Raw genomic sequence first — 23,650 nt, 5'->3', positions numbered from 1 at the left:
GTCACCTCACAGTATTGGACTGTAGCTGCCGTCGGGGTTGGGTTCCGGGGAGATCAACGTGCTTGCTGGCAGGCAGATGACCGGGCGGATACCCAGCGTTTTCCCCGAGCCGTTACCGCTGACCGTTCCGCTCGCGTCCACCATTCCGTCATAAGAGGATGGGCCGTAGGGATATCGCGTGCGAAGCTGGTAATTTTGCGCCCCAACTGGGGCGCGCCTTTGCGTGTTGGTAAGAAACGCAAATTGAGCACCCTCAGTTTTACCGTAATTAGGGGTACTTCCGTCTATTTCCGTAGAGGACGGGAGAAAAACGAAGTCATCTGTGTATACAATCTGCCGTTTGCTTGCGTCGTTGTTCGTCCCTCCGGTGCCATAAAACGATGTGGAAGGAACGCGGGTGGATACGATCAAATCTTTGCGATCAAAAGCATTATAGAAGTCTCCATTTAGATAAGTCCTGTTATCCGATTGTTCCCACGCCGATGTGTTGACCCCATTGCTCGTGGAAATACTGTTATATTTTGCAGCGCGGGACTCTGTAATGGTTTCTAACCAAAGTGGGATGATTTCGACGTTGCCGTTATAACTGTTTGATACCTTACGCCATAAGCAAGTTGCACCGCCGCGCGAAACATTGATCATCGAACCCAGCTCCCATTCTCCAAGAGGGATTCCCGCAACCGGCGTCGCCGTTGCCACCGCTCCCCCAACCCTCGTCTGGAACCCCAACCTCCCCCGGATGAATACCCGCACGACATATTCGGTGTCGTTCACGATATGTTCCGTGAGCGTCACCGCGACGGTCGTTTCCGCGTCCCCGGAGAGCGGCGTCACCACGCGCCAGCCGTCATAGGGATGCGCCGGGACCCCTTCCGCAGAGGGACGGTAGACCGTCCATGCCTCCACACCGGGCGGGGCCGTGTATGCCGCGATGACCTGCGCCGGTTTCGTCGTCACCACGAGGCTGCGGACATAGTTCGGCACCGTCAGGACGTTGTATGGCGCGTCTTTCAGGATAGGGATACCCTGTGCCATTACCGGATCACCTCTAACTGCATCGTCAGGTCAACCTCCGGTTTCGCCAGCAGGGCCGTAAAGGTCACGCTTCCCGCCGCCGTCTCACAGGAGGACACGAACCCCGCCATGATCGACTGCTCGATCTTCTCGTCATTCGTCCCCGAGTAGACGGGGCCGAAGATGGGCCGGTCGTCCGCGAGGATTCCCGCAACGGATACCGCCTGCGTGTAAGGGCCGTTTCCCGTCCATCCGGAAGCGGGAAGGGAGACGGTGTAGGTTGCGGCCGAGGCCTTGCTGTTCCATCCTCTGCGCTCATCACCTGTGATATGGGCGATCTTATCTGCCAAGTGTGTCGCAATGCTCGCCTTTTCTCCAACCTCCATGTGAATGTCGGTATCGCTTACATGATCATCGAATTCCGAGCGCGGCACATATTGCGCTGACGAATCCACCGTGATCGTCACCGCACCAGGATCGACGACCTCGAAATACAGGCGAATCGACATATCCTTGCTTGCGCCCGAGTCTGGCGCAACTTTATCCGAAAGCGGCTGCTTCGACACACCCATCAGCACGCCGTCAGCGTCAAAGACGCCCGCCTCGCGCACCTGAAAGCCACCGACCGTCGAAGGGATTGAGAACGTGACGATCACTCGCTTGGAATTCCCGGGATCCTTGGAGACTTCACAGTTGCCGCGCCATTTTTCACCCCGCAGTGCTGTCTGGTCTTTCGTCAACTCGTAATAATTCCCACCACCGTCACCCACAGCACCATATACAAACGTCTTCGTGGTTCCGGATGCCAACGCCGCCGCGATCGCTTCATCACCGGCGTTGGTCGTAATCGTATAATACTGCTCCGCCATCAGACCGCCTCCTTTGGGTAGACCGTCACGGCCTCGCTTTGAATTGCAGCTGCGGCAATTCCAGTTTGCGCGACGCCGATCAGAACCAGCCGGATCTCATCCAGAATCGAGCGCAGATTTTTCCCCGCCTCGACAAGCTGTTCCGCGCGGCGGATATCAGCTTCCCCTGCTCCACGGTCAATACAGTAGACCTCAACCTTGAAATGATATGGCTGCCCATCGTAATCGAACCATTCGACGATATTTGCCTGCGCGCCAAACACGCTGTCCACCAGCTGTTTAACGGCATATACGCTGCCCTTGTACTTATGAACCGTAAAGCTGCTTTTGATCATCCTGCGTTTTTCGGCCGGTGCTGCTGTCGCATCATAGGCATCGACGTGATATTGCCAAGCGAGCTCATCAAGCGCCGCTTCAGGTAAGTGGTCGATCATCGGCAGGACCAGAACCATGTTGATGACCTCCGACAGGCTAATCCAGAACGGCTCGAGTGCGTAGCACGTCGCCTGCGTGATCAAATCTCGGCGCATATATGCGGTCTGAAGGCCCAACAGGTCAAGGTTTTTCAAATTCATCATCACAGCAGCCCCCCATAGGTAATGGAGATGGTACCCGGCACGGCCACCTCCTGCGGCTGCAGCTCGGTAAACACTGGTTCGGTGATGTCGATCCGATATCCGCCCGCCCGCAGGATCGCCCTCCTCAGCATATCCGGGTTCAGGTTCCCTCCAAGCGACCTTTTCTGCGTGGCCACGTAATCTGACACCGCGGACTCCACTGCTTTTTTGATCTTTGCTTCGTCAGTTGCGTCGTTTTGATCGATGTAGTATGTCAAGCGGACGTTGTATGCTTTTGTCACCGCCGCCTGCGCAGTGACCTTATCAGTCAAGGGGCGGCGTTTATCCGCCGATGTCGCTGCGAGCACGTCATCCAGCACCTTCTGAGATGGAGTTGACGCGTCTTCCATCAGGACGTAGATCGTGATCTCGCTGTTCGCATTGCTGACTGCCTCAACGTCCACAATATCCCAGGGTGCCGTCCGCGCCCAGTATTCATATCCCTCTTTGCATCCGCAGGTGGAGATCGCTTCCCAACTCAAACGAATCTGCTCCCGGTAGCTGTCGTCGTCCTGAACGTCGGCTCCTCCGGCACTGGCCGTTACGTTGGTCACGCTGTCGACGTACTCGATCGGATCCACAATGCTGCGGATCTGGTTTGGCAAAAAGCCGTTGTACAACGCTCCCGCCTCCTCGGCGACAGCATCCGCCCGGGCCGCGGTATCCCCGGCCGGGATTACCGCACCGTCCTGGACGATGAAATTCAGCTTGCCGTCCGGTGTCACCCGTGCACCGCGCGGGATCTGGACGTCAAAACTCAATGCGGCCATAAGCCGAAATTCCAGCGTTACCGTCGCATGACTCGCCGGCCGGCGCTCCACGTCGAACTGTTCCCCATAGGCGTCAAGGATTTCGCCCTCGGCATACCGCAGCAGGTTCTGGTTCGCGATTCGGTTGATCTCCTCACGCGCGGCCACCACCAGCTCCACCTGTTGGGCCAGAAAGATGTAGTGCTCGTCGCCCGGCATCAGGGACTCGCCCGAATACCCTTCATATCTGCTCACCGCCTCAGCCAGCAGCTGCTTGGGATCCGTCGTCAAAAAACTGATCAAGCCAGTATCACCTCCACCTGTATCTCTCCATCTTCGCCCGGGGTGCAGACGACGTCCTCTACCCTTGCCCGCGGCTCATAACGCGCGATCAGCGCCCGGACTTCGACGCCCAATTCCGCCATTGCCTCCGGCGTTGGTGCGTCGATAATCTCCGCCGGCAGCCCCATCGTTCGGTGGTAAGCGACCTCATAGCGGTAGGTATTGATCAGGTTCCGCACGTTCTGCGCGATGCGGTCGCGCCCCTTGACGCTCCAATCGATCCATCCCGCGCTGGAGACAACCACAATCCATCATCCTCCCATTCCCGGATTCACCCGCTTCATGTCGCCCTTCTCCTCTGAGGTCGGCATGTCATAGGCATTATTCACTGCGATGGATGATCCTGTTTTTTTACCGGACGCCGCGGTCTGTGCCCCGGGCGGCAGGTATTCCTCGAACTCCAATGACATTTTCGCGATCGCCATTTTTGCAGCCCCCTTGGATCTGACGATTGTAATGTCACTCGCACTGCACGATTTCAGCAGGAACTTGTTGGCGCTGACCGCCTGTCCGCAGATAATCAGCGGATTTGGCGTTCCAGCCTCAGCCAGCTGCATCCAGCTGTCGATCGCCGTCCGGACCTCGACGCCCAGCGAGGCGTTGAGCTGGAGGGTCAGCCTTACCTTACGCAGGCTCGGACCGCTGACTTTTGTCGCGCCTTTCTTTCCCTGAGCGGCGCTCTCGGTCGACGTTCCCGTGCCGGCGCTGATCGTAATGTCCCCGATCGGCAGGATCGTCGAGGAGCTGACCACAAATTGCTGGCTGCCAAACTTGCCGACTACCATAATCTATCCCTCCAAAATGCCGACGATCCAGCCGTCTACATACGCCTCTCCGGGAAAGATGCACAGAACGCGATCCCCAACCTGCGGGGACTTTTCCTCCCAACTCTTTGCCTCAAAGTCGATATCCAGCCGGTACGCGCTGCGCACGGCAGGAATCTTCGCCGAAAGCCGGCCGCCTACGATCACCTGATAGAGCCCGCCCGCGGCAGTGGATACCGTCCCAATGACTGTCATGTCAATACCTCTCAAAGCACCTGCGTATCTGCAGGGTCGTGACCTGCTCGGCAAAGCTGTGCCGGGCGAGCTCCACGAAATACCGGCCGTCGCTGAGTCCCATCCCGGTCACCTCCACGACGCTGCCCCCTGCGATCGTTGTATCAAGCAGCACGGAAATCTCCCCTCGCGTCTCTCGTTTGTTGGCGTCCCGCAGGAGGTATCGCGCAAACCGTTGCGCCTCGCCGATCGAGCTGACCGGGATATTGCTGACGATCCTTTCCGGGCCAAGGCAGCCGGGGTCCGTGTGCGTTGCGGAGAAATCTCCCCAGCTCACTGTACAGCTGCTATAGGTCTGCCCGGCCGAATCGTCAAAGTTTGGAGGCCCATAGAACTCGGACGCATCGATCCTGCGGGCCGCTGGCAGAGACTCCATATAGGCGTCCGAGTAGATGACGAGCTTCCCGTCACTGAGTTTCATCGTGCACCCCTCGAGTCTCGCACGCTCCTGCAGGAATCCGAAGTCCTTGCGGGAAATCTGATCGACTCGTGCGTACGGATAGGACGGCACCCCATAAAACTCGGGCGTCAGGCCGTAGAGCGCCGCCTTCTCCGCGGCCAGCGTGAGAAGCGTTACATTTTCCCACACCTTCGTCCGGGGCGTCCGTCCGGCCGGAGGCAGACTGATCGCCCCCAGCGCCAGCTTGCCATTCTGCTGCCGGATCCGGTCGATCCACATCTGGCCGGCCCGGTATCCGTCCTGCTCGACGTCCAGCGTCTCGCCTTTCTGCGGCTTCCAGCCGCTCCACTGTCCCCGACTGTCCGCGAACACAGCATCGATTGCGTCGATCTGATCTCCGCAGCTGTCGCTGACGTCGAGTACGCCGATCTCGACGTCAGCGGAAATGTCCTTGCCATTATAAAGCACCTTTGCCATTTCGGTCACTTCTTCCAAGGCGGCAGAGATTCCGGCGGGGCCGCCTGCAGATAGGGAATGCGGAGGGTTGTGCCGGCGTCGAACACGACCACCCCGGCATGCTTCGGGTTTGCCCGGATGAGTTCTACCGCCTGAAACTCATCATTATAGGCATCAAGCGCCAGCATGTCGAAGGTGTCCCCCTGCATCGTGACATAGTCGAAGCCCTCTACTCCCATGCCAGCCGCCCCCTATCAGAGAAAAAGTCCTCGATCATCCGCCGCATCTCCGCCGCGCCGCGGCGCAGCATCTGCTCGACGGGGCCCGTGTCGCCCTCCGCGTAAATGACCGGCGCATAAGTAAAGTTGATTTCCTGCTTTTGGTCGTCGCCCTCATTGAGGGTCCCTATTCCAAGCAGCTGCGCGGTGCGCTGCAGAAGGCCAATGCTGCGCGGGTTGCCGGGCTTAATCGGGATCGCCGCCTCAAGTCCCGCTTCACCGAAAATCGCTGGCCGGGCAGAGAAGCCGCCAAGCGCATAGTTTTGCATCTCCAGGTCGGATGCAGATACATTCGATAGTTGCTCCTGCGCCTTACCTCCGCCCCCAAAGAAATTGACAATCCCATTGATAAAGTCAGTAATTGGCTTTGCAAAGGCCGCGATCAGGTCGCAGATCGCCTGAAAAATTGCTCCAACCACCTTGAGCACCGGGCCGAGCACGTTGCCCAGCAGATTTGCCAACGCCGTAAGGAGCGGAGAGATTGCCGTGAGCAACGTCTGCAGAGGCGGCAGAAGCACCTGGACAAATTGCATGACCGGAGGAATCAACGGCTCAAGCACCTGCATCAGGGTCTGCACCACCTGCACGATGATTGGAATAATTGCCTGACCGATCTGCAGCAGCGGCGGCATGATCATTCCGATCAGGTTGCCGAAGAGCGGCATCAGATCCATCACGAGCGGCATAAACGCCACAGCCATGTCTGCAAGGCTGCCGACAAACTGTCCGATCGCCGCCGTATCAAGGCTCTTGATAAAGCCATTGGCCTCCTTCATCGCACCGGCGAGCGCCGGCAGCATGTTTTGCATGATCTCGCCTGCCGTCTGCTGGATATTTGCCTTCAGCAGCTTTTGCTGATTGGCGAAGCTGTCGGAGGTATCCGCGAAATCCCCCTGCGCATCCGCTGTCGCAGAAAGAAGGTAGTTGTAGCGTAGCACGGCCTGATCCGCCTGCGACATCTTATTGTACGCCGTCGAAATGCCCTGACTGAGCGCGTAGGCTTCCAGATTGGCCACCGACATATTGATGCCGAGCTGCTTGAGCGGCTCCGTCTCTCCCGAGATCCCGGCGCGGATCTTCTCAAACGCCTCGTCGCCCGAGAGGTTGTAAAAGCTCGCAACATCCCCCGCGAGGGCCGTGAGGTTCTGGGACATGACCAGCGTTTCATCGCTGGTCAGCCCCATGGATTTGAGCATCGCGCCCACCGTCGAGCTGTACTTTTTCGCCTCAAGCGCGTTCAGGCCGTAGGCCTCGAGCGAACGGGCCGCGAAGTCGTCAATGATTGCGCTGTTTTCCGCGAAGGTCTTGTCGACGACGTTCTGGACTTCCTGCAGGTCGCTCGCGTACTCAAGGCCCGCAACTCCCATCGCCCCGAAGGTTACGGCTGCGGCAGTGCCCACGGCGAGTATGGTCGTCCCCAGACCTTTGAGCAGTCCCACCGCTCCAGATTTGAGTTTTGTGCCCAGACTGCCCCACATCTTCCCTATTTTTCCGGAGGTTTTCATGCTCTCTCCGCTCGCCTTGAGCATAGCCACCTGCAGAGAGGGGTCCACCTTCCCCGCGATGGTGATCAGCGCGCGTAACTCCTTTTTATTCATTCCTGCGCCTCCTTGCCCTTCGCGAATTGTTCCAGTTCAAAGGCTACCGCCTCATAATACTCAAAGAGATCTTCAAGCGGCATTTCGGCAAGTTCCCGGGCGGAATTTGCCGTGGTCATCGTGAGCTGAGCGATTACTCGTCGGATCCAAGCTCCCTCTGCCCGGGATCCAAATCGAGCAAAAAATCCCTCGTGAGACCTGTCGCTTTCATGGCGTCGGCACTGGAAAGCCGCATGAGGTCATTGAGCGTAACCCGCGGCATCCGCTTTTTGACGGCCTTGCCAAAGACCGTCAACTGGTAATCCATATCGAGAGCGGGCACGCTCACGGGAATGCCCAGCTGCTTGAGGTACTTTGATGCTTCATGCAGATCCTTCGCGGTCAGCACGTCAAAATCGTACTCAATCTTGTCAATTTCCTCACCGTCGACCTTAAGCGGGTGTTTTAGTTCCAGCACGTTCTCCGTTGCGGTCTCTTCCGCCTCTCCTCCAAGATCACCCATTGTACGGTTTTCGTCCATATAGATCCTCCTTATTTAATAATCCTGCTGACCCCACCCATGAGATCCTTTCCACCGACGACAAAACGGCCGGCGATCTGGTCGACCAGCAGCGTTTCCTCACCGTCCACGACCTCACGGTAGCGCACGACCGAGTAATCGTACGTCTCATCCCGCGTGCTCCCGGGCTCGGCCTTTCCGCTGCCGATCTTTGTCGTGTGTCCGCGTAGAAAAATTTTTGTGCCGGCGACAAACAGAGTTCCGTCACTGGCGCGGCAGTCGAAAGCGAACCGGATTTCCAGGTCGACGTTGTTGCCCACCAGATACCGCTTGTCCGCGTTGGCCGCGCGCACCGCGACCGACGCCGTCATCGCGTTGACCTGCCCGGAGATCGGCATAGCAAAGGTCCCCATGATCCCCGCACCCTTAATCTCCGTCGTCGGGCGCTCGATATCCGGCAGCGTGACGCTCGTCGCGTCTCCAATCTCCCGGCCCCCGGCAAGTATGTTCATCGCACCGACCGCGCCGGTAATCACCTTACTCATTCTCGTCACCTCCAAAGATCAGTAGCAGACCCTCGGAGGTCCAGCGCACCGACGTCGTCAGGTTCTTGCCTGGGACGGGGTTGCTGATCTCCGTGGTAAACACAAAGTTCCCTTCAACCATATCGTCGAGGCTGTTCTTACCCTCCTCGAATTCGATCGTGCCGAGGAGCAGCGCGCCATCCGAGATCATCGCATCCAGCTGGGCCTGGAAGTCATTGAGCATCGTGTCCTTTCGGCTGCGTTTCATCGGCTTATCAACCTCATCACCATACCGCCGCTGGAAGAGATTGGCGACGTACCGCACCATTCGCACGTTGACGTCGAAGATGTCCCGCCGGTCGTTCATGACTTTGTCATGAGAAAAGGCCGCCGTGTGGGATCCCCACATCCGCCAGGTTCCCTCCCAGAAGGTCATCGTATCGATACCCGCCGCGTTGAGGAGATTGGCATCCTCCTGATCGTACTGGATCGGGGTTCCATCCGCCAGGCACATCGAGTCAATATCGACCCGCTTATTGGAGGGCGTCTCATAGGGCACGTTGCCGTTCCCGTAGTCAACGCGCTGCATCGTAACCGTGTTGAGGACGCTCGCGTGAAAAACCCGCGTGCCCTTTTTCCCACGCGGCCACAGAAGCGAGACCGTCCCTGCCTCGGTTTCATACGCCGCCTTGGCATCGATCGCCGCAGAGATCGTCTTGGCCGTCCTGCAGTCCAGATCGGCGTTAACATAGGCGTACCAATGCCCATTGACCTTCTCTGCCGAGGCGACCAGCGCCTCATACACTACCTTTTTCTCACTCCACCCGGGGGCGCAGAGAATGGTCGGGACCTCACCCAGATCGTAGTAGACCCGCTTGAGGCCCAACACCAGCGCGTCGACGACATCCTCTTCGGTGACGCTCGCCGGATCCACCTCCGAGTAGGTGACCGTGACCGAGGACAGGCCGCCCTTGAGATCCGTCAGCTGCACGCTCATGCCATCGGCAGAGTAAACCGCAGTGTAGTCCACATCGGCGGTCTTGTCGGCGAGCGCCAGGGTAGACAGAATCGCCGTGCTTGTCCGAATCGTCGCCCGGCGCTTGCTGAACTGTACTTCGACGCTCTTGGTCTGCGCGCCCTTCCCGGTTTCCGGATCCATGGCATTGATCACGACGATCGGTCCTACGCTCTGGACGTTGTTCTTGAAGTGGGCGTAAACTGCCTCGGAAAGCTCGTAATTCTCCCAGTCGTCGCTGTATCCGATTTGCTGGATCGCATCATTGTAGCTGTTGATCAGCAAGGGGACATCTTTCCTGCCGGCGTAATCCGCCAGTTGATGCACCGGCGCACGGCCAACGTACACCGGGATCGTCCCGATTCCGGGGGGCGATACATAGTCCCGCGAGGCCTCCGGATCGGCATATGCACCATGCCGGTATTCGCTCATGCTATCACTCCTATTCCAAAAATTCCGCATACCCACTTGCGGGGTATGGCTCACACGTCGCTGTCAGCTTTAGATAACCATACCAGTATGGCCACGGCTGCTCCTCGTAGGTTTTAAGGACAACCGTGGAGGCCACGCGGTATTTGACTGCAATTCTTCGGTCCCGGAGGATCCTCGCCCGGAGGCGATCCAAGAGATTAAGCAGGTTCACATAGCCGTCAAAGTTGGCCGCCCAGCCAAGGCTGCCGTTCTCCCCTCTGACCTGATGTCCCGGGTCAAAGACCACCGCCGTGAACATCAGCTGGATCTCCGTCGATTCCTCGTCTGCGTCGACCTCATCGGCGCCGACCACGACGCAGGGGACGCGGATCCGGTCGCCCGATCCAGACGGCAAAATACTTCCGGGAGGCACCCACCCAATATGCACCGCTGGCGTCACCAGCTCATATTGGTCCAGCCGCTCCCCATCGGCTGGCCGTTGGAGCTGAACGTCCCTCAACGCATCCTCCGCCCATTCTTTGATTTCCCGCAACGCTGAAACCGTCATAACGTGCCTCCCGCCTTGAGATTTGTCCCAAGATTTCCAAACTCCTGGTCTAGCTCGTGCAACAGGCGTTTACTGATCGTTTCGTTTACCTTCTCGGTCAGGGGCTTAGCCACCTTTTCATTGGTTACCATCTGGGGGACCGACAGACTGACTACCGGCTTTATGCCCTCGCGGCCACCACCCTCTATTTGCCCCGTGCGGTAAAAGAAGATGTAAGGCACTTTTACCGGATTTTTCGTGCCCGTGCTCGCCAGAAATACTGATTTATTCTTGCCGTCCGAACCCGCCACTGGACCCAGCGTAAGCATCCCGCGGTCGCGGTAGATCATGACCCTCGCTTGGTACCTGCGCGGGTTTCGTGACTTTTTGCCGCTTGCCGCCCGCTCCTTCGCGGCAACTGAGGGCGGGACCGAGGGTGTGTGCTTAAACCTCACAGCTGTAAGCGGCCGCCCGACAACCTCCACAGAGACCGTCCCTTCACCGACCGCTCCCTGCACGGTACGCACTTTTCGTCTTCCGCTGTTCAAGGCATCCTTGATCTCCTTCTGCGGCGCGCCAAACACCTTTGGAATCTGTCGGCCCAGCTCGACACGGACGGTATCCCCTGCCCGGGCAAACACATGGTTCAGGGTTTTTACCGCACTGACCGGATATCCCTTGAGCAGTTCCGCAACCTTATCCAGCTGATCCGTATTGGCATAGACAATGCTTTCCACTTCAATAGCCTCCCTGAGCTGCCGTCAGCGTGATCTGCGTCACCCCGTCCTCATCGATAATTCCCGCGATCACGTATGGCCTGCCGTCGAAGTCCACCGCGCGGCCGGGCGTGAGCTGCAGGCCGGCGAGCTGCCCAGCCTTTGCAAAGATCAGAACATCCCCGTCGTAGAGGCCTCCGGGGGCCTGCAGGGCGTTCTTTTGCAACTGGTCGTTATCAACGACCAGCTGCAGTACCCGGCCCGCGAAGCTGTGCTCGGAGGCCATCTCATCAAGGTTGAAGATCGTCTTCAAATCCTCAAGCACCTGGTCCCGCAAGCTCATCAGAACCCTCCACGGCCGGGACGGCCCAGCCGTATTTCTAAGTCCTCCGATTCTTCCTGCGGCTCCCGTTCTTCTGGTGTCTCGCCATCCGGCTCAGGTTCCGGGAGGGCCGCTCCCGCCTCGCTCGGGCCGACCTGCTCCGCGTTGCCGGCAGCGACGATCGCGCGCTCGAATTCTTCATCCAGTATGATCATTTCGCCGGCAGGGCAAACTCTTCCGTCGTGGATCAGCGGGTTTGTCAATCTAATCATCGCCGCACCTCACAGCTTGACGAGCGCCAGCGCGGCCGCGGTTGCTTTCGGCTCGATCGCAACACCTGCGACGATCGCCCCGGAGGCAGGCTTCGTCGCCGTGAGGCGTTTATTGGTGGTGTCCCAATACACTGTCTGCCCGACCTCAAATGCCGCAGTTGCCTCGGCAGGCATCTCATAGACGCCCTCCAAGCTTATGACGCCGGTCTCTCCTGCGGAAATATCCACAGAGGCAACTCCGATCCGGTCGGAGATGACCACGACATCACCGTACGCGATTTTTTCCGATCCGCCATTCTTGTAATTGATGTTTTCGCCCTTCTGAACATAAGTCGCCATCATTCTAATCCTCCCCTCTTATTCCTTTCCCGGATTTTTGACAAGACCCCGATAGCCAAGCAGCGTAATCCCGCGGTCGCCGTAGATGCGGTAGCGGAATCCGAGCCGGTCAAAGTCGGCCTGCATCTCAACCGCCGGCGTCTCGACGCCGTTGAGGTAATCAACCTCGACCGTATCTGCCATCCGGGGATCTGCCGCGAAGTAAAAGGGCTGCGCGCCCGAATCGACATCGAGTTCCGCGTCTACGACCATCTGCATTTTGTTGCGGAATACGTTGGCCACGCCCGAATTGCTGCCGCTCGGATCTGCCAGCGAAGCGAGCAGTGCCTCGATTGTGGTTTCGTCTGCCGAGCTTGTAAGCACGTACGCCGGCGAAATGTTCATCGTGACCTTGCCGCCGAGATCCTTCTGGCGGCGCATGAGCTTGCGGGCCTCTGCGAATGCGGCCGTGCCAGGCGCCGCGCCCGTGCAGAGGTTCTTGTGCGCCGCGCTGAAAAGTGTGTTGCCGTCGTACATCGTCGGATTATCCTTGAGCAGCCCGTAAACCGCCTTATTGATGCCCCGCTGGAATGCCATCGTCAACGCCGTCAACGTGCGGGTGACCATGCCGATGTCGTCATTGATAAACATCTGTCGGGAGAAGGTCACCATTTTGCCGAAGGTAAGCAGTTTTTTCTGCGCGACTTTCTTGTCGGAAAGGCGCGCCTCCTTAAATTCGCCGGTCTGCTTGATCTCATCCAGTTCGCCCGACTCGCTGATCTCGTAGACGTCGGTCGGCCGGAAATCCGTCAGGCTTCCCTTCGTCGTCCAGTACTGGAAGGTCGTCGGGGCCGCCTCGTGCGCTGCCAGCACCACCCGATCAGCGACGTTGGCCGCGATCGCGGAGAACGCGCTGTCCGGAGTCAACGAACGTTTCCAGAGTTCGTCCCGGCTCATACGGTTCGCGCCGCTGACTCCGGAACGCATCAGGCATTCGGCCGCGATCGCCTGCAGGCTCATACCGCGGAACTCTTCCGCGCCCGGGGCCGGATTCTTTACAGCGAGCCCCTCGCGCATCAGCAGCCCGTCGACAGCCGCCGCCCTGGTCTTATCCACTTCATCGGCGACGATTTCCACGCCACGCGCGCCGGTCGCAACCGGCTGGCCGCCGGGCCGCCTTGCCAGTGCCTCCAGTACGCTGGTCTGCACCCGCTCCAGCGATTCTCCGCCGCGGATATACTCCGTCGAATCGAGGCCGAAACGGCCACAGAGGGCCACGATACCCGCCGCGCGGGTGCGCTCCTCTGCGATCGGATCCGGATTGGGTGCATTGGGTTCTACGGATCTCGCAGCCCCTTCCGGCGCTGCCGGTACTGCGGGGGCAACTGCGGGCTGCTCTGCGGTGGGCTGGTTCGCCGGTGCCGCCGCTCCCCTGATGCCATTGTTCATCTCGTTTTCATTCATTTGATTGTCCTCCTCATGATCAAAATTTTTACCGAGCCCGACCGTAGGATCGGCCGGCACCGGCTCCAGACTGATTTCATGCGGCGTCCATTGCGCCGCCAGGTACATCGGGCCGGTAAACCGGCCGTCTACACTCCTCTGCCCCGGTTCGAGCCGCGTCCATGCCCTGACCGAGTAGCCCACGGACACCCCGTTGAGCATCCCCCGGTCGAGTTTGGATTTGAGGCGCTTGCAGGATTCATCCTCCTCGTCAAATTCAATCTCAGCGCGGCAGACGCGGTCGGTCTCGTCAAGCCATGCGCGCAAGACTCTGCCGATCGGCACCCGCCCGTAATTGGGGTCGTTCCCATGGGAGAAGAGCAGCGTTCCGACGTCTCCAAATCTGCTCAGGTCAACCGCGCCGGGTTCGTGCAGCAGGACCTCGACATCTCCCCATCTCGCATAAGGCTCCTCGCTCGAAAAGGCAAGCTCGTACCGGTTTGTCTGCCCGTCCACGGCGCGGCACATCAGGTTTGCGCTGCGGTACATCGGGGTGTTGGCGGTGGGCGGGCGCTTTTTATTCGGCATCGCTTTCGTCCTCCTTTTTGGTTGGTATCTGTTTCCCATTATTCAGGACCTTTTTGGCCTGCTCTTCATCAAAGGGAAACGCCGCGGTCAGGATCGCCAGCGCGGACTCATACGGGAACGCTCCAGTGACCACCAGCTGAACGATCGCGATCAGGCTTTCGATCTGCGCTCCGTTGAGCGAGATGCTCTGAATAGAATCGCCCTGCGAGGCCACCTCCGCCGCTGTGGACTCGTCCGAAGCCTTCGTTTCCTTGCTGGACTCTTCCGGCTCGATATCCTCTTCTTCCGAAGTCTCCTCCTGTTTTCCATGCCACTCCAAAAGGGATTGTGTCAGCTCCAGTTCCACGGCCCGCTGGCGCAGGACATCGCGGTAATCCTTACCCTTGCTTGCACAGATCTCCTGCAGCGTCGTCTGGCAGCTGTCGAGCGCCTGTTTATTGGCGTTCGCTTCCTTGAGCGGATCGATCCAGTCCCACCCGCTGGCGATCCAGATGTGCCGCAAGTACCGATCCCGGTCTGAGAAGTAGCCGGGTATCTGCAGCTGCCCGCTCAGGATCATCCAGTCAAGCCACTCTCCATAGACCTCGTCGCAAAAGTGATCGATCAAATATCGCTGCAGCATCCTGTATGTTTTCTGGTCCTCGAGCAGCCCTTGGCGTGCCGAGGAGTAGTTGACCTGCGACATGTCCCGGGAGACGGATTCATAGCTGAGCCCAACTCCGCCGCCGACGAGGCGCTGCGTTGTCTTGACCATTGGATCGACGGTGGAGCTCGTGCCGGCCGGCGCGATGGTTGATACCTTCTCCCCGGGTCGCAGGTAGGTGACCGTCCCCTGCTCGAGGATCTCCGGATCGGCTTCCTCGTTCCTCCCGGGCACCGGATCTCCCCCGCCGCGTCCAAGCGCGGAGATGCCGATCCCGCCGCCTCCGTCCGATTCGACGACCACAGAAAGATGCGCCAGCACGCGCTCTTTTTCGACCGCGGCGTCGACCAGCTCGTTCACGTCATCGATGCGCGGCAGCGACGCCGCAGCCGGCGTCATCTCCCGCGTCTGACTGGGCCGTGTGAGATAGGGCAGGTAGATGACGCGATCCGCGGGTACCCGCTCAGTCCGCACACGCATCCCCCATGCGTTAAAAACTTGGATATGATAGGCGACTGGGCGTCGATACTCATCCACTTCAATCCCGCCTATCACACGATTCCCGTTGCACATCGGCAGCGTGCCGTCCAGATCATCCACTTCCAGCAGCTGCAGCTTAAACGCGCCTTTGTCAAATACTTTGAGTATCAGGATCCCACCGTCGACAAAGCGCCGGCGAACGATCATTGCCTCGATTTCGCCCATGCCAAACCGCCCTGTGATCTCGCAGTTGCCCGGCCGGCTCCACTCCCGCCAAAGTGTCTCGATTTGCGTATTGAGATCCTCGTCCTCTTTTCCGTTGGATCCGAGCACCTTCGCCTGCAACACGATTCCCGTCCCGACAACGTTGCGCTCAAATGCCAGGATCTCCGCGCCCATAATGTCCGAGTTCCGCTCGAGGTCGCGGCTTCGCGTCCGGACGATGTCCCGCGATGCGCTGTTGGCCTGTTCACCCGTTGCGTTGACCGTGGTCCAGTTCGCACTGCGCGGGCCGCGGTCGGCGGCCGTGTAAAAGCCGCGCCCCAGCTGGCGGTAGACATCGCGGTGGTATGCCCATTTTGGCGCGACTCCATAAGCCATCCGTTTCAGAAGACCCATATCCTTTGCCAAATCATCACCTCCTCCGGCCCAAAACGGCCACTGTCGAGCGCGGGCGCTCCAACCGTGAGATCTCTTTACTCAGGTCGGACTCCTGCTTGTAGAGCGTAGCCAAATCCCCATACCGGACCGTCCTCTGTCCAATCCGATACTCCTGTGCCCCGTTTTCGATCTTATTGATCGCCCGCAGGACAGCCGTGTGTCGCGCCTTGAGTTCCTCCAGTGTCATTACCATCCCCTCCATTTCCTGCGCCTGAACGTATTGCCGCTCCCCATCGGCCGGTGCTGCGCCGATTCGGCGCGCTGATAATGCTGCGGTTCCTGCTGCACGGCGGGCTGCCGCTCCTGCCGTGCCTGGTTGGCGCTGAGAGTGCGCAACCCATAGACGTCGGCGGCGCAGGCGGCATATACTTCGCAGTCCAGATAGTGGTTGTCCGCTCCGGTCACCTTTGGCCTCCAGCGGCTCACCAACCGGCCGCGGTCCCGCTCGATAACCTTATGCTCGGCGGTCACCATTTCCGCATACTCCGCGTCGCATTTGTCGTGCAGGTACCAGCCACCGTTCTCCTCATCCCGGAAGAAGCGGGCAAAGATCATATCCTTGTAAAAGTCCGTGTCCACCATGATCAGCGTCATGCCCCGGGAGATCCCGTCCCGGTCAATCGTCGTCGCCCGATATTTGGTCAGCATCCTGTTTGAGGAGCCTTTGATCGGCACCGCCCATTCGCGGTTGATCGCACAGAAATTGTATACGTCGTCCGTCTGGTCTCCTGAGTCCACGCAGCAGAGGTTGACCTGATACCGACCGCCTGCGGGATCACGGTACCATGCGTTCATGACCTGCTCGATTTCCATCCAGGTAAACGCCTGCCCGTGCGCAACGTTGAAGCTCGTCATGTTCGGCATCCAGGCGCGGACCGTCCAGTAAAAGCTCTTTCGCTGCACGTCCACTCCTCCCGTCAGCATGGCTGCGCCTGTCGGGACCGTCATCGCGGGATACTGGCTCTGCCGTTGCAGCAGCTTCTCGGCATCCATCTGGCTTTCGACCTCGCGGTAGGGCTCCGCCAGCCAGGAGTTGATGAAGTTCTGCAGGAGCTCCGGATAATCCTTGCTCTTGAGGAACTCCGCCGCGATATCCCCAAATTTTATCCAGGGAGAATAGAAGGTATTGAAATGGAACGCAAGGCGCTTCCGGCTCCCATTGGATCGCGTGACCTCCCAGTGACAACTCCTGATCATGTCTGCCTTTTCGGTCTCGGTGATAACCGCGCCGCAATTCGGGCAGCAGTAGACCGCCTCCTTGCGTGCCCGTTCTTCGTCCGCGCCCTCCGGCCATTTGAGCTGCTTAAACTCAAAGCCCCAGCTCGTTCCGCAGTGAGGACAATCCACAAGGCACTCCATCTGCGTGTCGGCTTTCAGCCAGCTCTGCCAGATCGGCCCCTGCTCAAAGACGGGCGTCGAAGCACGCATCGTTTTGCGGTTCGCCGGGTAGGTCTTTTGCCGCTCCATCGCCAGCGCGGCGGGCGAGGCCTCCTTGCCCGCCCGGGCGGGGAATTTATCCTCCTCGTCGAGGAAGACGTTCTTGACCGGGCGGCTCGCGAGGTCGCTCGGCGAATTCGCGCCGACGATCCCCACGTAGACTCCGCCTGTAAAGTTGAGGTCGAGCCGCTTGCTGTTCTCGTCGTAGCGCCGGCGAAGCTCGGGACACGCCCGGATCATCGGCTGGATCCGGTGATCGCTGACTGATTCGGCCAATTCCTTTTGCGGATAGACCACCAGCATCGGCGCGGGATCGTTGCAGATCGCGTATCCCATCATATTGAGCATCGCTTCCGTGCCGCCGACCTGCGTCGGCTTTACCAGGATGATTTCTTCAACGTCCGGCGCTGTAAAAGCGTCCATGATCTCACGCAGATACGGGGTAAAGTCGGTGCGCCAGCGCCCAGGCTTATTGGATTCCCCGCTAGTCAGGACACGGTTGGCGTCGGCCCACTCGCTTACCGTCAGCCGCCCCGGAGGGCGCAGCGCCTGCAGCGCCTCCATAATCCAGTCCGGGATGATCCTGTCTGGCATCAAATCGCCTCCGTGGTGCTGGTCTTTGCGTCGTACACTCCCTCAACCGCCATCTGCTCGAGCATATCCTTGACGCGCTCGTCAATCGTCCTGTCAATCTGGCGGCCCCGGTCCGCGTCGACGTAGGGAGACACCATCAGACTCAGTTCGTGCCCCAAGCCGAGCAGCGAGTGTTTGAGCACGATGAAGTACTTTGCAAGCTCATCCACAACCGTCGCCCGCTCCAGGTACATGCCGCTGTTAAACCGATTGCGCAGCCGCGCAGCCTCCAGCTGTACCTCTTTCAGCTGTGCCTCGTAGTGTACCTTCTGCTGAGCAGGCGTCAGCTTTGAGGGATCGCTTGCCGCAGCCGCCGCGAGCTTCTCCCCCTCCTGCTTGCCACGCCAGTCAGTGACCGCACGGATGTCCCAGTATCCATGCTTATAGCGCGGGCACCCGGCACGCATCCAGTTGGAGAGTGTCGCCGGCGTCACACCGAAATACTCCGCCGTGAGCCGCGTACAGGCGATAATCGCCCCACCCTCGAAATACAGCTCATCCTTTTCCGCCATTATTCCGCTCCTCCCCTGTCCCCCGGGACGGTGCCGTCCGATTCCTCTTCCATTCCATCCAGCGCCAACCACCACAGGACAATTTTTCGTCACTTTGCCGGTTCCCGCCGCCCCGGCCCCGGGCCGGTTCTGCCGCGCGGGCGTTCGGCATTCTTCACAAAATTCGGACGTAACCTGGCGGACAAACCCCGATCAAGATTTCAAACCACTTTTTTGGTTTTTAATGCGGGTGATTGCCGGGCCTCGCAAGACCCGCGCGCGGGGTACCCCCGGGGAAGTACCTTGACGCATACGGCAGGCTGGCAATATCGCGACGGCTCCTGCTCGGAGACGGTGGAAAACGCCCGCCCAGGGGCCTCAGCGTTGATGACTGGTGGATAACTTTCGAGCGGCGATTTGAATCCATTCCGGAGACTTGAATCCGGCCCAATTTGAATTTGGGCATCAAAAAAGAGACACGCCCTTTCGAGCGCATCTCTCTAAGCATTATTATACGTCAAGAACGGTATGGAATTCAAGTGGACAAATGCGGACAAACCCGGACATTTCCGGACATTTGCGGACACCTACCCCATGAAATACCCGCTGAATCGATCGAGGTCTCGAATCGCGGTGCCCAGCCGCCGGCGCACGGTACGCTCGCACACACCGTACTCTGCCGAGAGCTGGGCGTTGCTCTTTCCCTCGAGGTACTTCCGTTCGAGCAGCTCCCGCCGCTCATCGTCAGCGACCTGGTCGAGCGCGGTTACCAGCTCCCGCCGCAGGTCGTTGGCCTCCGAGGCAAGCTGCTCGCACTCCTGCCGCACGGCGATCGCCGTCTCCTTGATCACGTCTGGCTCTCCCCGCCGACGCCCAGCCTGCACGATGCCGCCCGTGCCCTCGGCCATGCTATCCCAGCGGTCCGCCTCTCTGCACTTCCGCGCGAGTCTATCAATCGCTATGGCATATTTCCTCAGCTTATTCTTCTTTTCTTCGAGCGTCATAAAAGAGAGTCCTCCTATTGGATGGTATGGAAGGGATATGGAGCGGAGATTCAACACAAAAGCCTATGGATAGTGGATTTGTGGAGACGTTTCTAACGTTGGAGGCTACCAGACGAACTTTTCCTAGCGTTTTTCAATGCTAGGGGAAAGTTCCGGTGATATCCTCCAAGCTGGCATCGTCTCCATCAGGGGTGGGGGGAGTCGGGGGAAAGAAGGCAGAACTGCTGCCCGACCTCCGTAAAGTCGACGTCCATGTACTCGTTGAAGCGGGCGTTTTTCTGCTTGCGGAATCCGTAGTGATCCTGCAACTCCATTGAAAATTTGGTTGTGGAGAGCGGGTATCGCTCTCCATTCTGCTCGCACCAGCGCCGGTAGACCCCGTATAAAACCATCGCCTGCAGCGAGTTGCCCGGTGTGCGTGTCAGGCAGTCCTCAACAAACTGCTGCATCCGGTCCATATCCTTGCGATACTCCTCGTTGGCGTAGTCCACCGCCGCGCACGGCGGCAGCCCCTCGTTATACCAGCCGATCGCGCCGGCGATCGCCCAGTTGAGGATACCCGATTTTTCCTCGCGCAGCTTATCCCCCAGCCGCCGATCAATTTTGTTCGCCGGGATCTGTGCCGTGAAAGGAATCATCTTGACGCGCCTCCAGATACCGTCGTCCGAGCCGGTGATCTTTGGCCGGACGTTGGTGCCCATCATGATCTTGAACTCGGGGCGATATTCGATCTCGGCCTTATAGAGCATCCGGGCCGTAATCTTTTCGCCGCCGGTCATCTGCTTTACGATCCCCTCGTCGAGGCGGCAGCCGTCGTTGGGCTCGCTCGTCGTAACGAGGCGCGCGCCTTTAAGCCGCGCGACATCCGAGCTCGCGCCCCTGCTCCCACGGTCCTTTTGCATGACCGTTTCAGCTTGGCTGTTCTTGGCGTAGTCCCCCATGATCGAGCTGATCGTGTCAAGGAAGGTGCTTTTGCCGTTTTTGCCGTTGCCGAAGAGGAAAAACACACACTGTTCGATCGTCGAGCCGGTCAGGCAGTAACCGACCGTGCGCTGCAGGTACAGTTGAAGTTCCTGATCTCCCCTCGTGACGTCCTCGAGGAAGTGGATCCAGCGGGGGCACTTGGCGTCCGGATTGAAGTCTACGTCGGCCAGCATCGACAGCATGAGCTTGCGGCTATGCGGGCGCAGGCGGCCGGTCTTGAGATTGACCACACCGTTCTGCACATTGAGGGCATCCTTATAGCGGTCAAACTCGTTGGGCAGCACCGGTATGCCCTCGAGGTGCTGCGCCTCCTTGATCATGGCCTCCTTGCTCTTGGAGCTGCGTGTACGCCGCACGAGCTTGAGCAGCGGCGCGGCCTCGTCGTCTGGTTTGCGCTTTGCCTCCCCCTCCATCTCGTCGAGCAGTTCGTCGGCCCGCCGCTTGACCTCCCCGGTCTGGTCCTCCTGCCATCGCTTCCCTGTCCAGCAATACCACACCTTATCAACGTGGTCATAGCGCAGGTCCTTGTAGTTGGCGTCGCGGAACCGATGCGCGTTGCCGGTGTCGTCGTGCGTATACTTTGTGGGATTTTGAGGGATGACCTGGTCTTCCTCCTCCGCAGGCAGGTCGGAGGCCGCCGCGGCCGATTTGCCCGGGGACGGCGGGGGCGGCTCGTCCGGCATCGGCGGCTGCAGGGAATCACTTGGCCGGTCATAGGGAACAAACACGTCTTTACGCCCCCTGCAGGCGATTTCCACCGTCCTCTGGCCGTAAGTCTTGCCTCCACCGACTGAACGGTCCCATTTGGGCCGAAAGAGCGCAGATCGACGGAACATACGGTCCACCCGGTCCGGGTCCGCGCCGTACCAAAATGCCAGATGATTGGCCAGCCGCATATCGATTGAGGATTGATCGGGCGTACCGTCCTTGCGCTGTGGCACCTCTGCAGCAGAATAGGTCCCGTCATAAAGCCGCCGGAATGCCTCTCCGTTTCTGGATTTGTAGGCGATCTCCAGGATCTCCTCGTCCGAGAGATCGCGGACCGCTTCCCCCTGAGCTGACGCCGCCCTCTTTTGAGTATCCGCAGGAGATGCAGACTTTGTTTGCAACTTCGTCTGCTCGGGCGGAGTATCATCGAAGTACCGCTTATAAAATGCGCCGAGCTCCTCGGTGCAGTCGCGCAGAGGATATGCGTCGCCATCCGGATCAAGGTAGGCGTTGCCCGTAACGGTAAAATACCGGCCGCTGTCGTAGACCTCGAGGCCGAGCATCGGCAGCTTGCGGCCGGTCCCGGGCAGCTTGCCGCGAAAGAGGATATGCACGCCGGTACCGGAAGGGGATATCTCCGTATAACTCCGAAACGTCTCGACGATCTCCCTGGCCAGCTCGGATAGCTCCCCGCCGTCGACGCAGTGATCGATGTCGATCCCCGCGATGCCGTTGGCAAATTCGATCCCGATGCCTTTGGCCCAGCCGAGGGAAACGGCCTTGACCGCGGCCTCGAAACTCCCCCATGTCTCCGGCTTGTTGCAGGAGGCAAACGTCAAATCGCCGCGTTCGTCCGGGAAGGGGCAGAGCGGGGCCTTGTCGGGGAATCTGTGGCAGACCCACTGGCGCAGGCTTCGCAAGCCCTCTGGGACTCTATCGTACACAGTATCACATCCGATCGTCTATCGTCATGCGGGATGATATTGGGCGGGGTCTCCGCACCCCACGTAATTACCGACAAAGACCCGCTGTTTTCCCTCGTCGGTTTTGAGGGTCAGGCGCGCGATACGCCCAACCAGCTGGTCACGCACCTTGTCGACCTCCTCCGGGCCTCTCACCCGAAGGCCAAGCCGCAGAAAGTCGTCCATCAGCCTGCGTGGCAGCTGGTCTTCGTAGAAATACCGCGTTGCAAGGCTCTGACCAGACTGGTCCCCCGCGATGATCATCCAAGTCAGCTCGCATACAGTAAGACCGTCCGCTTTTCCGCGGCCGGCCTCACATTTTGCGGCAGTGACGATAGCGAGCTGATTGCCGTCCTGCAGCACTTATCTCACCTCCGATGCGTCCTGCTGTATCATATCCATAAGATATCCAAGCCCCGCCTGAACCTGCCCAAATAGCCTCCATGCTTCGGGCGCGCCGGCGTTTTCCGCCATCATCGTTCCCGCCTTGCCCAATGTCTCCTGTATGGCACTCAAGAGCTTCAAGTGCCGCTGAGTTGACGCCGCCCTCTTTTGAGCATCCGCAGGAGATGCAGTGGACTTTACTTGCAACTTCGTCTCCTCGGACAGAGTATTATCGAAGTACCGCTTATAAAATGCGCCGAGCTCCTCGGTGCAGTCACGCAGAGGATATGCGTCGCCATCCGGATCAAGGTAGGCGTTGCCCGTAACGGTAAAATACCGGCCGCTGTCGTAGACCTCGAGGCCGAGCATCGGCAGCTTGCAGCCGGTCCCGGGCAGCTTGCCGCGAAAGAGGATATGCACACCGGTACCAGAAGGGGATATCTCCGTATAACTCCGAAACGTCTCGACGATCTCCCTGGCCAGCTCAGATAGCTCCCCGCCGTCGACGCAGTGATCGATGTCGATCCCCGCGATGCCGTTGGCAAACTCGATCCCGATGCCTTTGGCCCAGCCGAGGGAAACGGCCTTGACCGCGGCCTCGAAACTCCCCCATGTCTCCGGCTTGTTGCAGGAGGCAAACGTCAAATCGCCGCGCTCGTCCGGGAAGGGGCAGAGCGGGGCCTTGTCTGGGAATCTGTGGCAGACCCACTGGCGCAGGCTTCGCAAGTCCTCTGGGACTCTATCATACACAGTATCACATCCGGTCGTCACCTTTTTTCTTCTCAAATTTTTATCTGATTTTTTATAGGGCTTTATATCGGTACTTTCCTTCGATGAAATCATGTGCTTCCCTCCCCATCCGTGAGGCTCCGGCTCAATTTTCGCGCGGAAACCGAGCCCCAGAGCCTGCGCTTTCGAGCGGATCGATATCTCTGATCTACCGAGGTCGGCTGCGATCTCCGACGCCGATTTATGTAAGGCGACCATCTGCCGCAGTTTGACGACCTCGTCCGGATCCCAACCCTTACGCTCCGCGCTCATTTCTGACCTCATCTCCCAAACTGCGCATCAGTTTGATCTTATATCGCGGCTTCTCCCGATGGAGCAATCCCGCCACCAGGTGAGTTGCCGCAAGCACAATCGCTATCCCACATGAAAGAGAAATACCCACGAGGAAATAGTACACCATGAAGTTCATAAATTTGTCACTCCTTTTGACGCGCTTCTG

General features: G+C 59.1%; 27 protein-coding genes. All 27 read right to left on the bottom strand.

Features of this window, described 5'->3' with window-relative positions; translation table 11 throughout:
- Positions 1 to 6 precede the first annotated feature (6 nt).
- The 27 genes from C1A13_RS03190 to C1A13_RS14805 all read right to left on the bottom strand — a co-directional run bounded on the left by C1A13_RS03190 (position 7) and on the right by C1A13_RS14805 (position 23,620).
- The gene (locus C1A13_RS03190) at positions 7 to 1,035 is read right to left on the bottom strand and encodes a DUF6273 domain-containing protein (RefSeq protein WP_101549028.1); all 1,029 of its coding nucleotides are present in this window, start codon (positions 1,033 to 1,035) and stop codon (positions 7 to 9) included.
- Positions 1,035 to 1,883 (bottom strand): phage tail protein, encoded by an 849-nt coding sequence (locus C1A13_RS03185; protein WP_101549026.1) that lies wholly within the window; start codon positions 1,881 to 1,883, stop codon positions 1,035 to 1,037. Before C1A13_RS03185 ends, C1A13_RS03190 begins: the two co-directional genes overlap by 1 nt.
- Positions 1,883 to 2,461, bottom strand: a complete 579-nt coding sequence (locus C1A13_RS03180) for a phage tail protein I (RefSeq protein ID WP_101549024.1) — start codon at positions 2,459 to 2,461, stop codon at positions 1,883 to 1,885. The genes C1A13_RS03185 and C1A13_RS03180 overlap by 1 nt, the downstream gene beginning before the upstream one ends.
- A complete protein-coding gene (locus tag C1A13_RS03175) occupies positions 2,461 to 3,552 on the bottom strand; it encodes a baseplate J/gp47 family protein (RefSeq protein ID WP_101549022.1) in 1,092 nt (363 codons plus the stop codon). The genes C1A13_RS03180 and C1A13_RS03175 overlap by 1 nt, the downstream gene beginning before the upstream one ends.
- Positions 3,549 to 3,836 carry a GPW/gp25 family protein gene (locus C1A13_RS03170; RefSeq protein WP_172439144.1) on the bottom strand — a complete coding sequence of 96 codons (288 nt, stop codon included), beginning with the start codon at positions 3,834 to 3,836 and terminating at the stop codon, positions 3,549 to 3,551. The genes C1A13_RS03175 and C1A13_RS03170 overlap by 4 nt, the downstream gene beginning before the upstream one ends.
- A 6-nt stretch (positions 3,837 to 3,842) precedes the next feature.
- Complete coding sequence (locus C1A13_RS03165) at positions 3,843 to 4,376, bottom strand: hypothetical protein (RefSeq protein WP_101549019.1); 534 nt, start codon at positions 4,374 to 4,376, stop codon at positions 3,843 to 3,845.
- 3 nt (positions 4,377 to 4,379) lie between these two features.
- A complete protein-coding gene (locus C1A13_RS03160; RefSeq protein WP_101549017.1) occupies positions 4,380 to 4,610 on the bottom strand; it encodes a hypothetical protein in 231 nt (76 codons plus the stop codon).
- 1 nt (position 4,611) lies between these two features.
- Positions 4,612 to 5,526 (bottom strand): phage late control D family protein, encoded by a 915-nt coding sequence (locus C1A13_RS03155; RefSeq protein WP_101549015.1) that lies wholly within the window; start codon positions 5,524 to 5,526, stop codon positions 4,612 to 4,614.
- Between the two features lie 5 nt (positions 5,527 to 5,531).
- Entirely contained in the window at positions 5,532 to 5,744 is a 213-nt protein-coding gene (locus C1A13_RS03150; RefSeq protein WP_242970806.1) for a tail protein X, read from the bottom strand.
- On the bottom strand, positions 5,735 to 7,381 hold the full coding sequence (locus C1A13_RS03145; RefSeq protein ID WP_101549013.1) for a hypothetical protein: 1,647 nt from the start codon (positions 7,379 to 7,381) through the stop codon (positions 5,735 to 5,737). The genes C1A13_RS03150 and C1A13_RS03145 overlap by 10 nt, the downstream gene beginning before the upstream one ends.
- A 133-nt stretch (positions 7,382 to 7,514) precedes the next feature.
- Positions 7,515 to 7,901, bottom strand: coding sequence for a hypothetical protein (locus C1A13_RS03140; protein ID WP_101549011.1), 387 nt, complete (start codon positions 7,899 to 7,901; stop codon positions 7,515 to 7,517).
- A gap of 11 nt (positions 7,902 to 7,912) precedes the next feature.
- The gene (locus tag C1A13_RS03135) at positions 7,913 to 8,425 is read right to left on the bottom strand and encodes a phage major tail tube protein (protein WP_101549009.1); all 513 of its coding nucleotides are present in this window, start codon (positions 8,423 to 8,425) and stop codon (positions 7,913 to 7,915) included.
- Entirely contained in the window at positions 8,418 to 9,851 is a 1,434-nt protein-coding gene (locus C1A13_RS03130) for a phage tail sheath protein (RefSeq protein ID WP_101549007.1), read from the bottom strand. The genes C1A13_RS03135 and C1A13_RS03130 overlap by 8 nt, the downstream gene beginning before the upstream one ends.
- A gap of 10 nt (positions 9,852 to 9,861) precedes the next feature.
- The gene (locus tag C1A13_RS03125; protein ID WP_101549005.1) at positions 9,862 to 10,398 is read right to left on the bottom strand and encodes a hypothetical protein; all 537 of its coding nucleotides are present in this window, start codon (positions 10,396 to 10,398) and stop codon (positions 9,862 to 9,864) included.
- Complete coding sequence (locus tag C1A13_RS03120) at positions 10,395 to 11,114, bottom strand: hypothetical protein (RefSeq protein ID WP_101549003.1); 720 nt, start codon at positions 11,112 to 11,114, stop codon at positions 10,395 to 10,397. Before C1A13_RS03120 ends, C1A13_RS03125 begins: the two co-directional genes overlap by 4 nt.
- A 1-nt stretch (position 11,115) precedes the next feature.
- Positions 11,116 to 11,436 carry a hypothetical protein gene (locus tag C1A13_RS03115; protein ID WP_101549000.1) on the bottom strand — a complete coding sequence of 107 codons (321 nt, stop codon included), beginning with the start codon at positions 11,434 to 11,436 and terminating at the stop codon, positions 11,116 to 11,118.
- The gene (locus tag C1A13_RS03110) at positions 11,436 to 11,687 is read right to left on the bottom strand and encodes a hypothetical protein (RefSeq protein ID WP_101548998.1); all 252 of its coding nucleotides are present in this window, start codon (positions 11,685 to 11,687) and stop codon (positions 11,436 to 11,438) included. Before C1A13_RS03110 ends, C1A13_RS03115 begins: the two co-directional genes overlap by 1 nt.
- 9 nt (positions 11,688 to 11,696) lie before the next feature.
- On the bottom strand, positions 11,697 to 12,029 hold the full coding sequence (locus tag C1A13_RS03105; protein ID WP_101548996.1) for a DUF2190 family protein: 333 nt from the start codon (positions 12,027 to 12,029) through the stop codon (positions 11,697 to 11,699).
- Between the two features lie 15 nt (positions 12,030 to 12,044).
- Positions 12,045 to 14,036, bottom strand: a complete 1,992-nt coding sequence (locus C1A13_RS03100; protein WP_101548994.1) for a prohead protease/major capsid protein fusion protein — start codon at positions 14,034 to 14,036, stop codon at positions 12,045 to 12,047.
- Positions 14,026 to 15,789: a phage portal protein gene (locus C1A13_RS03095; protein ID WP_101548993.1), complete on the bottom strand. Its 1,764-nt coding sequence runs from the start codon at positions 15,787 to 15,789 to the stop codon at positions 14,026 to 14,028. Before C1A13_RS03095 ends, C1A13_RS03100 begins: the two co-directional genes overlap by 11 nt.
- Positions 15,790 to 16,005: 216 nt before the next feature.
- Complete coding sequence (locus C1A13_RS03085) at positions 16,006 to 17,820, bottom strand: terminase gpA endonuclease subunit (protein ID WP_242970890.1); 1,815 nt, start codon at positions 17,818 to 17,820, stop codon at positions 16,006 to 16,008.
- A gap of 29 nt (positions 17,821 to 17,849) precedes the next feature.
- Positions 17,850 to 18,401 carry a hypothetical protein gene (locus tag C1A13_RS03080; protein ID WP_101548987.1) on the bottom strand — a complete coding sequence of 184 codons (552 nt, stop codon included), beginning with the start codon at positions 18,399 to 18,401 and terminating at the stop codon, positions 17,850 to 17,852.
- Positions 18,402 to 18,967: 566 nt separating this feature from the next.
- Positions 18,968 to 19,288, bottom strand: coding sequence for a DUF1492 domain-containing protein (locus tag C1A13_RS14810; protein ID WP_278277688.1), 321 nt, complete (start codon positions 19,286 to 19,288; stop codon positions 18,968 to 18,970).
- Between the two features lie 281 nt (positions 19,289 to 19,569).
- Positions 19,570 to 22,020: a phage/plasmid primase, P4 family gene (locus C1A13_RS03070; protein WP_146021673.1), complete on the bottom strand. Its 2,451-nt coding sequence runs from the start codon at positions 22,018 to 22,020 to the stop codon at positions 19,570 to 19,572.
- Between the two features lie 24 nt (positions 22,021 to 22,044).
- Positions 22,045 to 22,401, bottom strand: coding sequence for a hypothetical protein (locus C1A13_RS03065; RefSeq protein WP_101548981.1), 357 nt, complete (start codon positions 22,399 to 22,401; stop codon positions 22,045 to 22,047).
- Positions 22,402 to 23,463, bottom strand: coding sequence for a hypothetical protein (locus C1A13_RS03060; RefSeq protein ID WP_101548979.1), 1,062 nt, complete (start codon positions 23,461 to 23,463; stop codon positions 22,402 to 22,404).
- Positions 23,447 to 23,620 (bottom strand): hypothetical protein, encoded by a 174-nt coding sequence (locus tag C1A13_RS14805; protein ID WP_172439142.1) that lies wholly within the window; start codon positions 23,618 to 23,620, stop codon positions 23,447 to 23,449. Before C1A13_RS14805 ends, C1A13_RS03060 begins: the two co-directional genes overlap by 17 nt.
- Positions 23,621 to 23,650 lie beyond the last annotated feature (30 nt).

Source organism: Anaerotruncus massiliensis (ex Togo et al. 2026), from assembly GCF_900199635.1.
GTDB classification, from domain to species: domain Bacteria; phylum Bacillota; class Clostridia; order Oscillospirales; family Ruminococcaceae; genus Anaerotruncus; species Anaerotruncus massiliensis.
The sequence above is the reverse complement of the archived record's forward strand: the minus strand, read 5'-3'. Positions and strand labels throughout refer to the sequence as shown.

Excerpts from the sequence above, each read along its gene's own strand:
- C1A13_RS03100 (WP_101548994.1), bottom strand. The coding sequence starts at position 14,036 with ATGCCGAATAAAAAGCGCCCGCCCACCGCCAACACCCCGATGTACCGC.
- C1A13_RS03135 (WP_101549009.1), bottom strand. The coding sequence starts at position 8,425 with ATGAGTAAGGTGATTACCGGCGCGGTCGGTGCGATGAACATACTTGCC.
- C1A13_RS14805 (WP_172439142.1), bottom strand. The coding sequence starts at position 23,620 with ATGAACTTCATGGTGTACTATTTCCTCGTGGGTATTTCTCTTTCATGT.
- C1A13_RS03150 (WP_242970806.1), bottom strand. The coding sequence starts at position 5,744 with ATGGGAGTAGAGGGCTTCGACTATGTCACGATGCAGGGGGACACCTTC.
- C1A13_RS03155 (WP_101549015.1), bottom strand. The coding sequence starts at position 5,526 with ATGGCAAAGGTGCTTTATAATGGCAAGGACATTTCCGCTGACGTCGAG.
- C1A13_RS03180 (WP_101549024.1), bottom strand. The coding sequence starts at position 2,461 with ATGATGAATTTGAAAAACCTTGACCTGTTGGGCCTTCAGACCGCATAT.
- C1A13_RS03140 (WP_101549011.1), bottom strand. The coding sequence starts at position 7,901 with ATGGACGAAAACCGTACAATGGGTGATCTTGGAGGAGAGGCGGAAGAG.
- C1A13_RS03125 (WP_101549005.1), bottom strand. The coding sequence starts at position 10,398 with ATGACGGTTTCAGCGTTGCGGGAAATCAAAGAATGGGCGGAGGATGCG.
- C1A13_RS03130 (WP_101549007.1), bottom strand. The coding sequence starts at position 9,851 with ATGAGCGAATACCGGCATGGTGCATATGCCGATCCGGAGGCCTCGCGG.
- C1A13_RS03190 (WP_101549028.1), bottom strand. The coding sequence starts at position 1,035 with ATGGCACAGGGTATCCCTATCCTGAAAGACGCGCCATACAACGTCCTG.
- C1A13_RS14810 (WP_278277688.1), bottom strand. The coding sequence starts at position 19,288 with ATGGCCGAGGGCACGGGCGGCATCGTGCAGGCTGGGCGTCGGCGGGGA.
- C1A13_RS03060 (WP_101548979.1), bottom strand. The coding sequence starts at position 23,463 with ATGAGCGCGGAGCGTAAGGGTTGGGATCCGGACGAGGTCGTCAAACTG.
- C1A13_RS03160 (WP_101549017.1), bottom strand. The coding sequence starts at position 4,610 with ATGACAGTCATTGGGACGGTATCCACTGCCGCGGGCGGGCTCTATCAG.
- C1A13_RS03145 (WP_101549013.1), bottom strand. The coding sequence starts at position 7,381 with ATGAATAAAAAGGAGTTACGCGCGCTGATCACCATCGCGGGGAAGGTG.
- C1A13_RS03105 (WP_101548996.1), bottom strand. The coding sequence starts at position 12,029 with ATGATGGCGACTTATGTTCAGAAGGGCGAAAACATCAATTACAAGAAT.
- C1A13_RS03085 (WP_242970890.1), bottom strand. The coding sequence starts at position 17,820 with ATGGAGGCGCTGCAGGCGCTGCGCCCTCCGGGGCGGCTGACGGTAAGC.
- C1A13_RS03110 (WP_101548998.1), bottom strand. The coding sequence starts at position 11,687 with ATGATTAGATTGACAAACCCGCTGATCCACGACGGAAGAGTTTGCCCT.
- C1A13_RS03080 (WP_101548987.1), bottom strand. The coding sequence starts at position 18,401 with ATGGCGGAAAAGGATGAGCTGTATTTCGAGGGTGGGGCGATTATCGCC.
- C1A13_RS03165 (WP_101549019.1), bottom strand. The coding sequence starts at position 4,376 with ATGGTAGTCGGCAAGTTTGGCAGCCAGCAATTTGTGGTCAGCTCCTCG.
- C1A13_RS03115 (WP_101549000.1), bottom strand. The coding sequence starts at position 11,436 with ATGAGCTTGCGGGACCAGGTGCTTGAGGATTTGAAGACGATCTTCAAC.
- C1A13_RS03185 (WP_101549026.1), bottom strand. The coding sequence starts at position 1,883 with ATGGCGGAGCAGTATTATACGATTACGACCAACGCCGGTGATGAAGCG.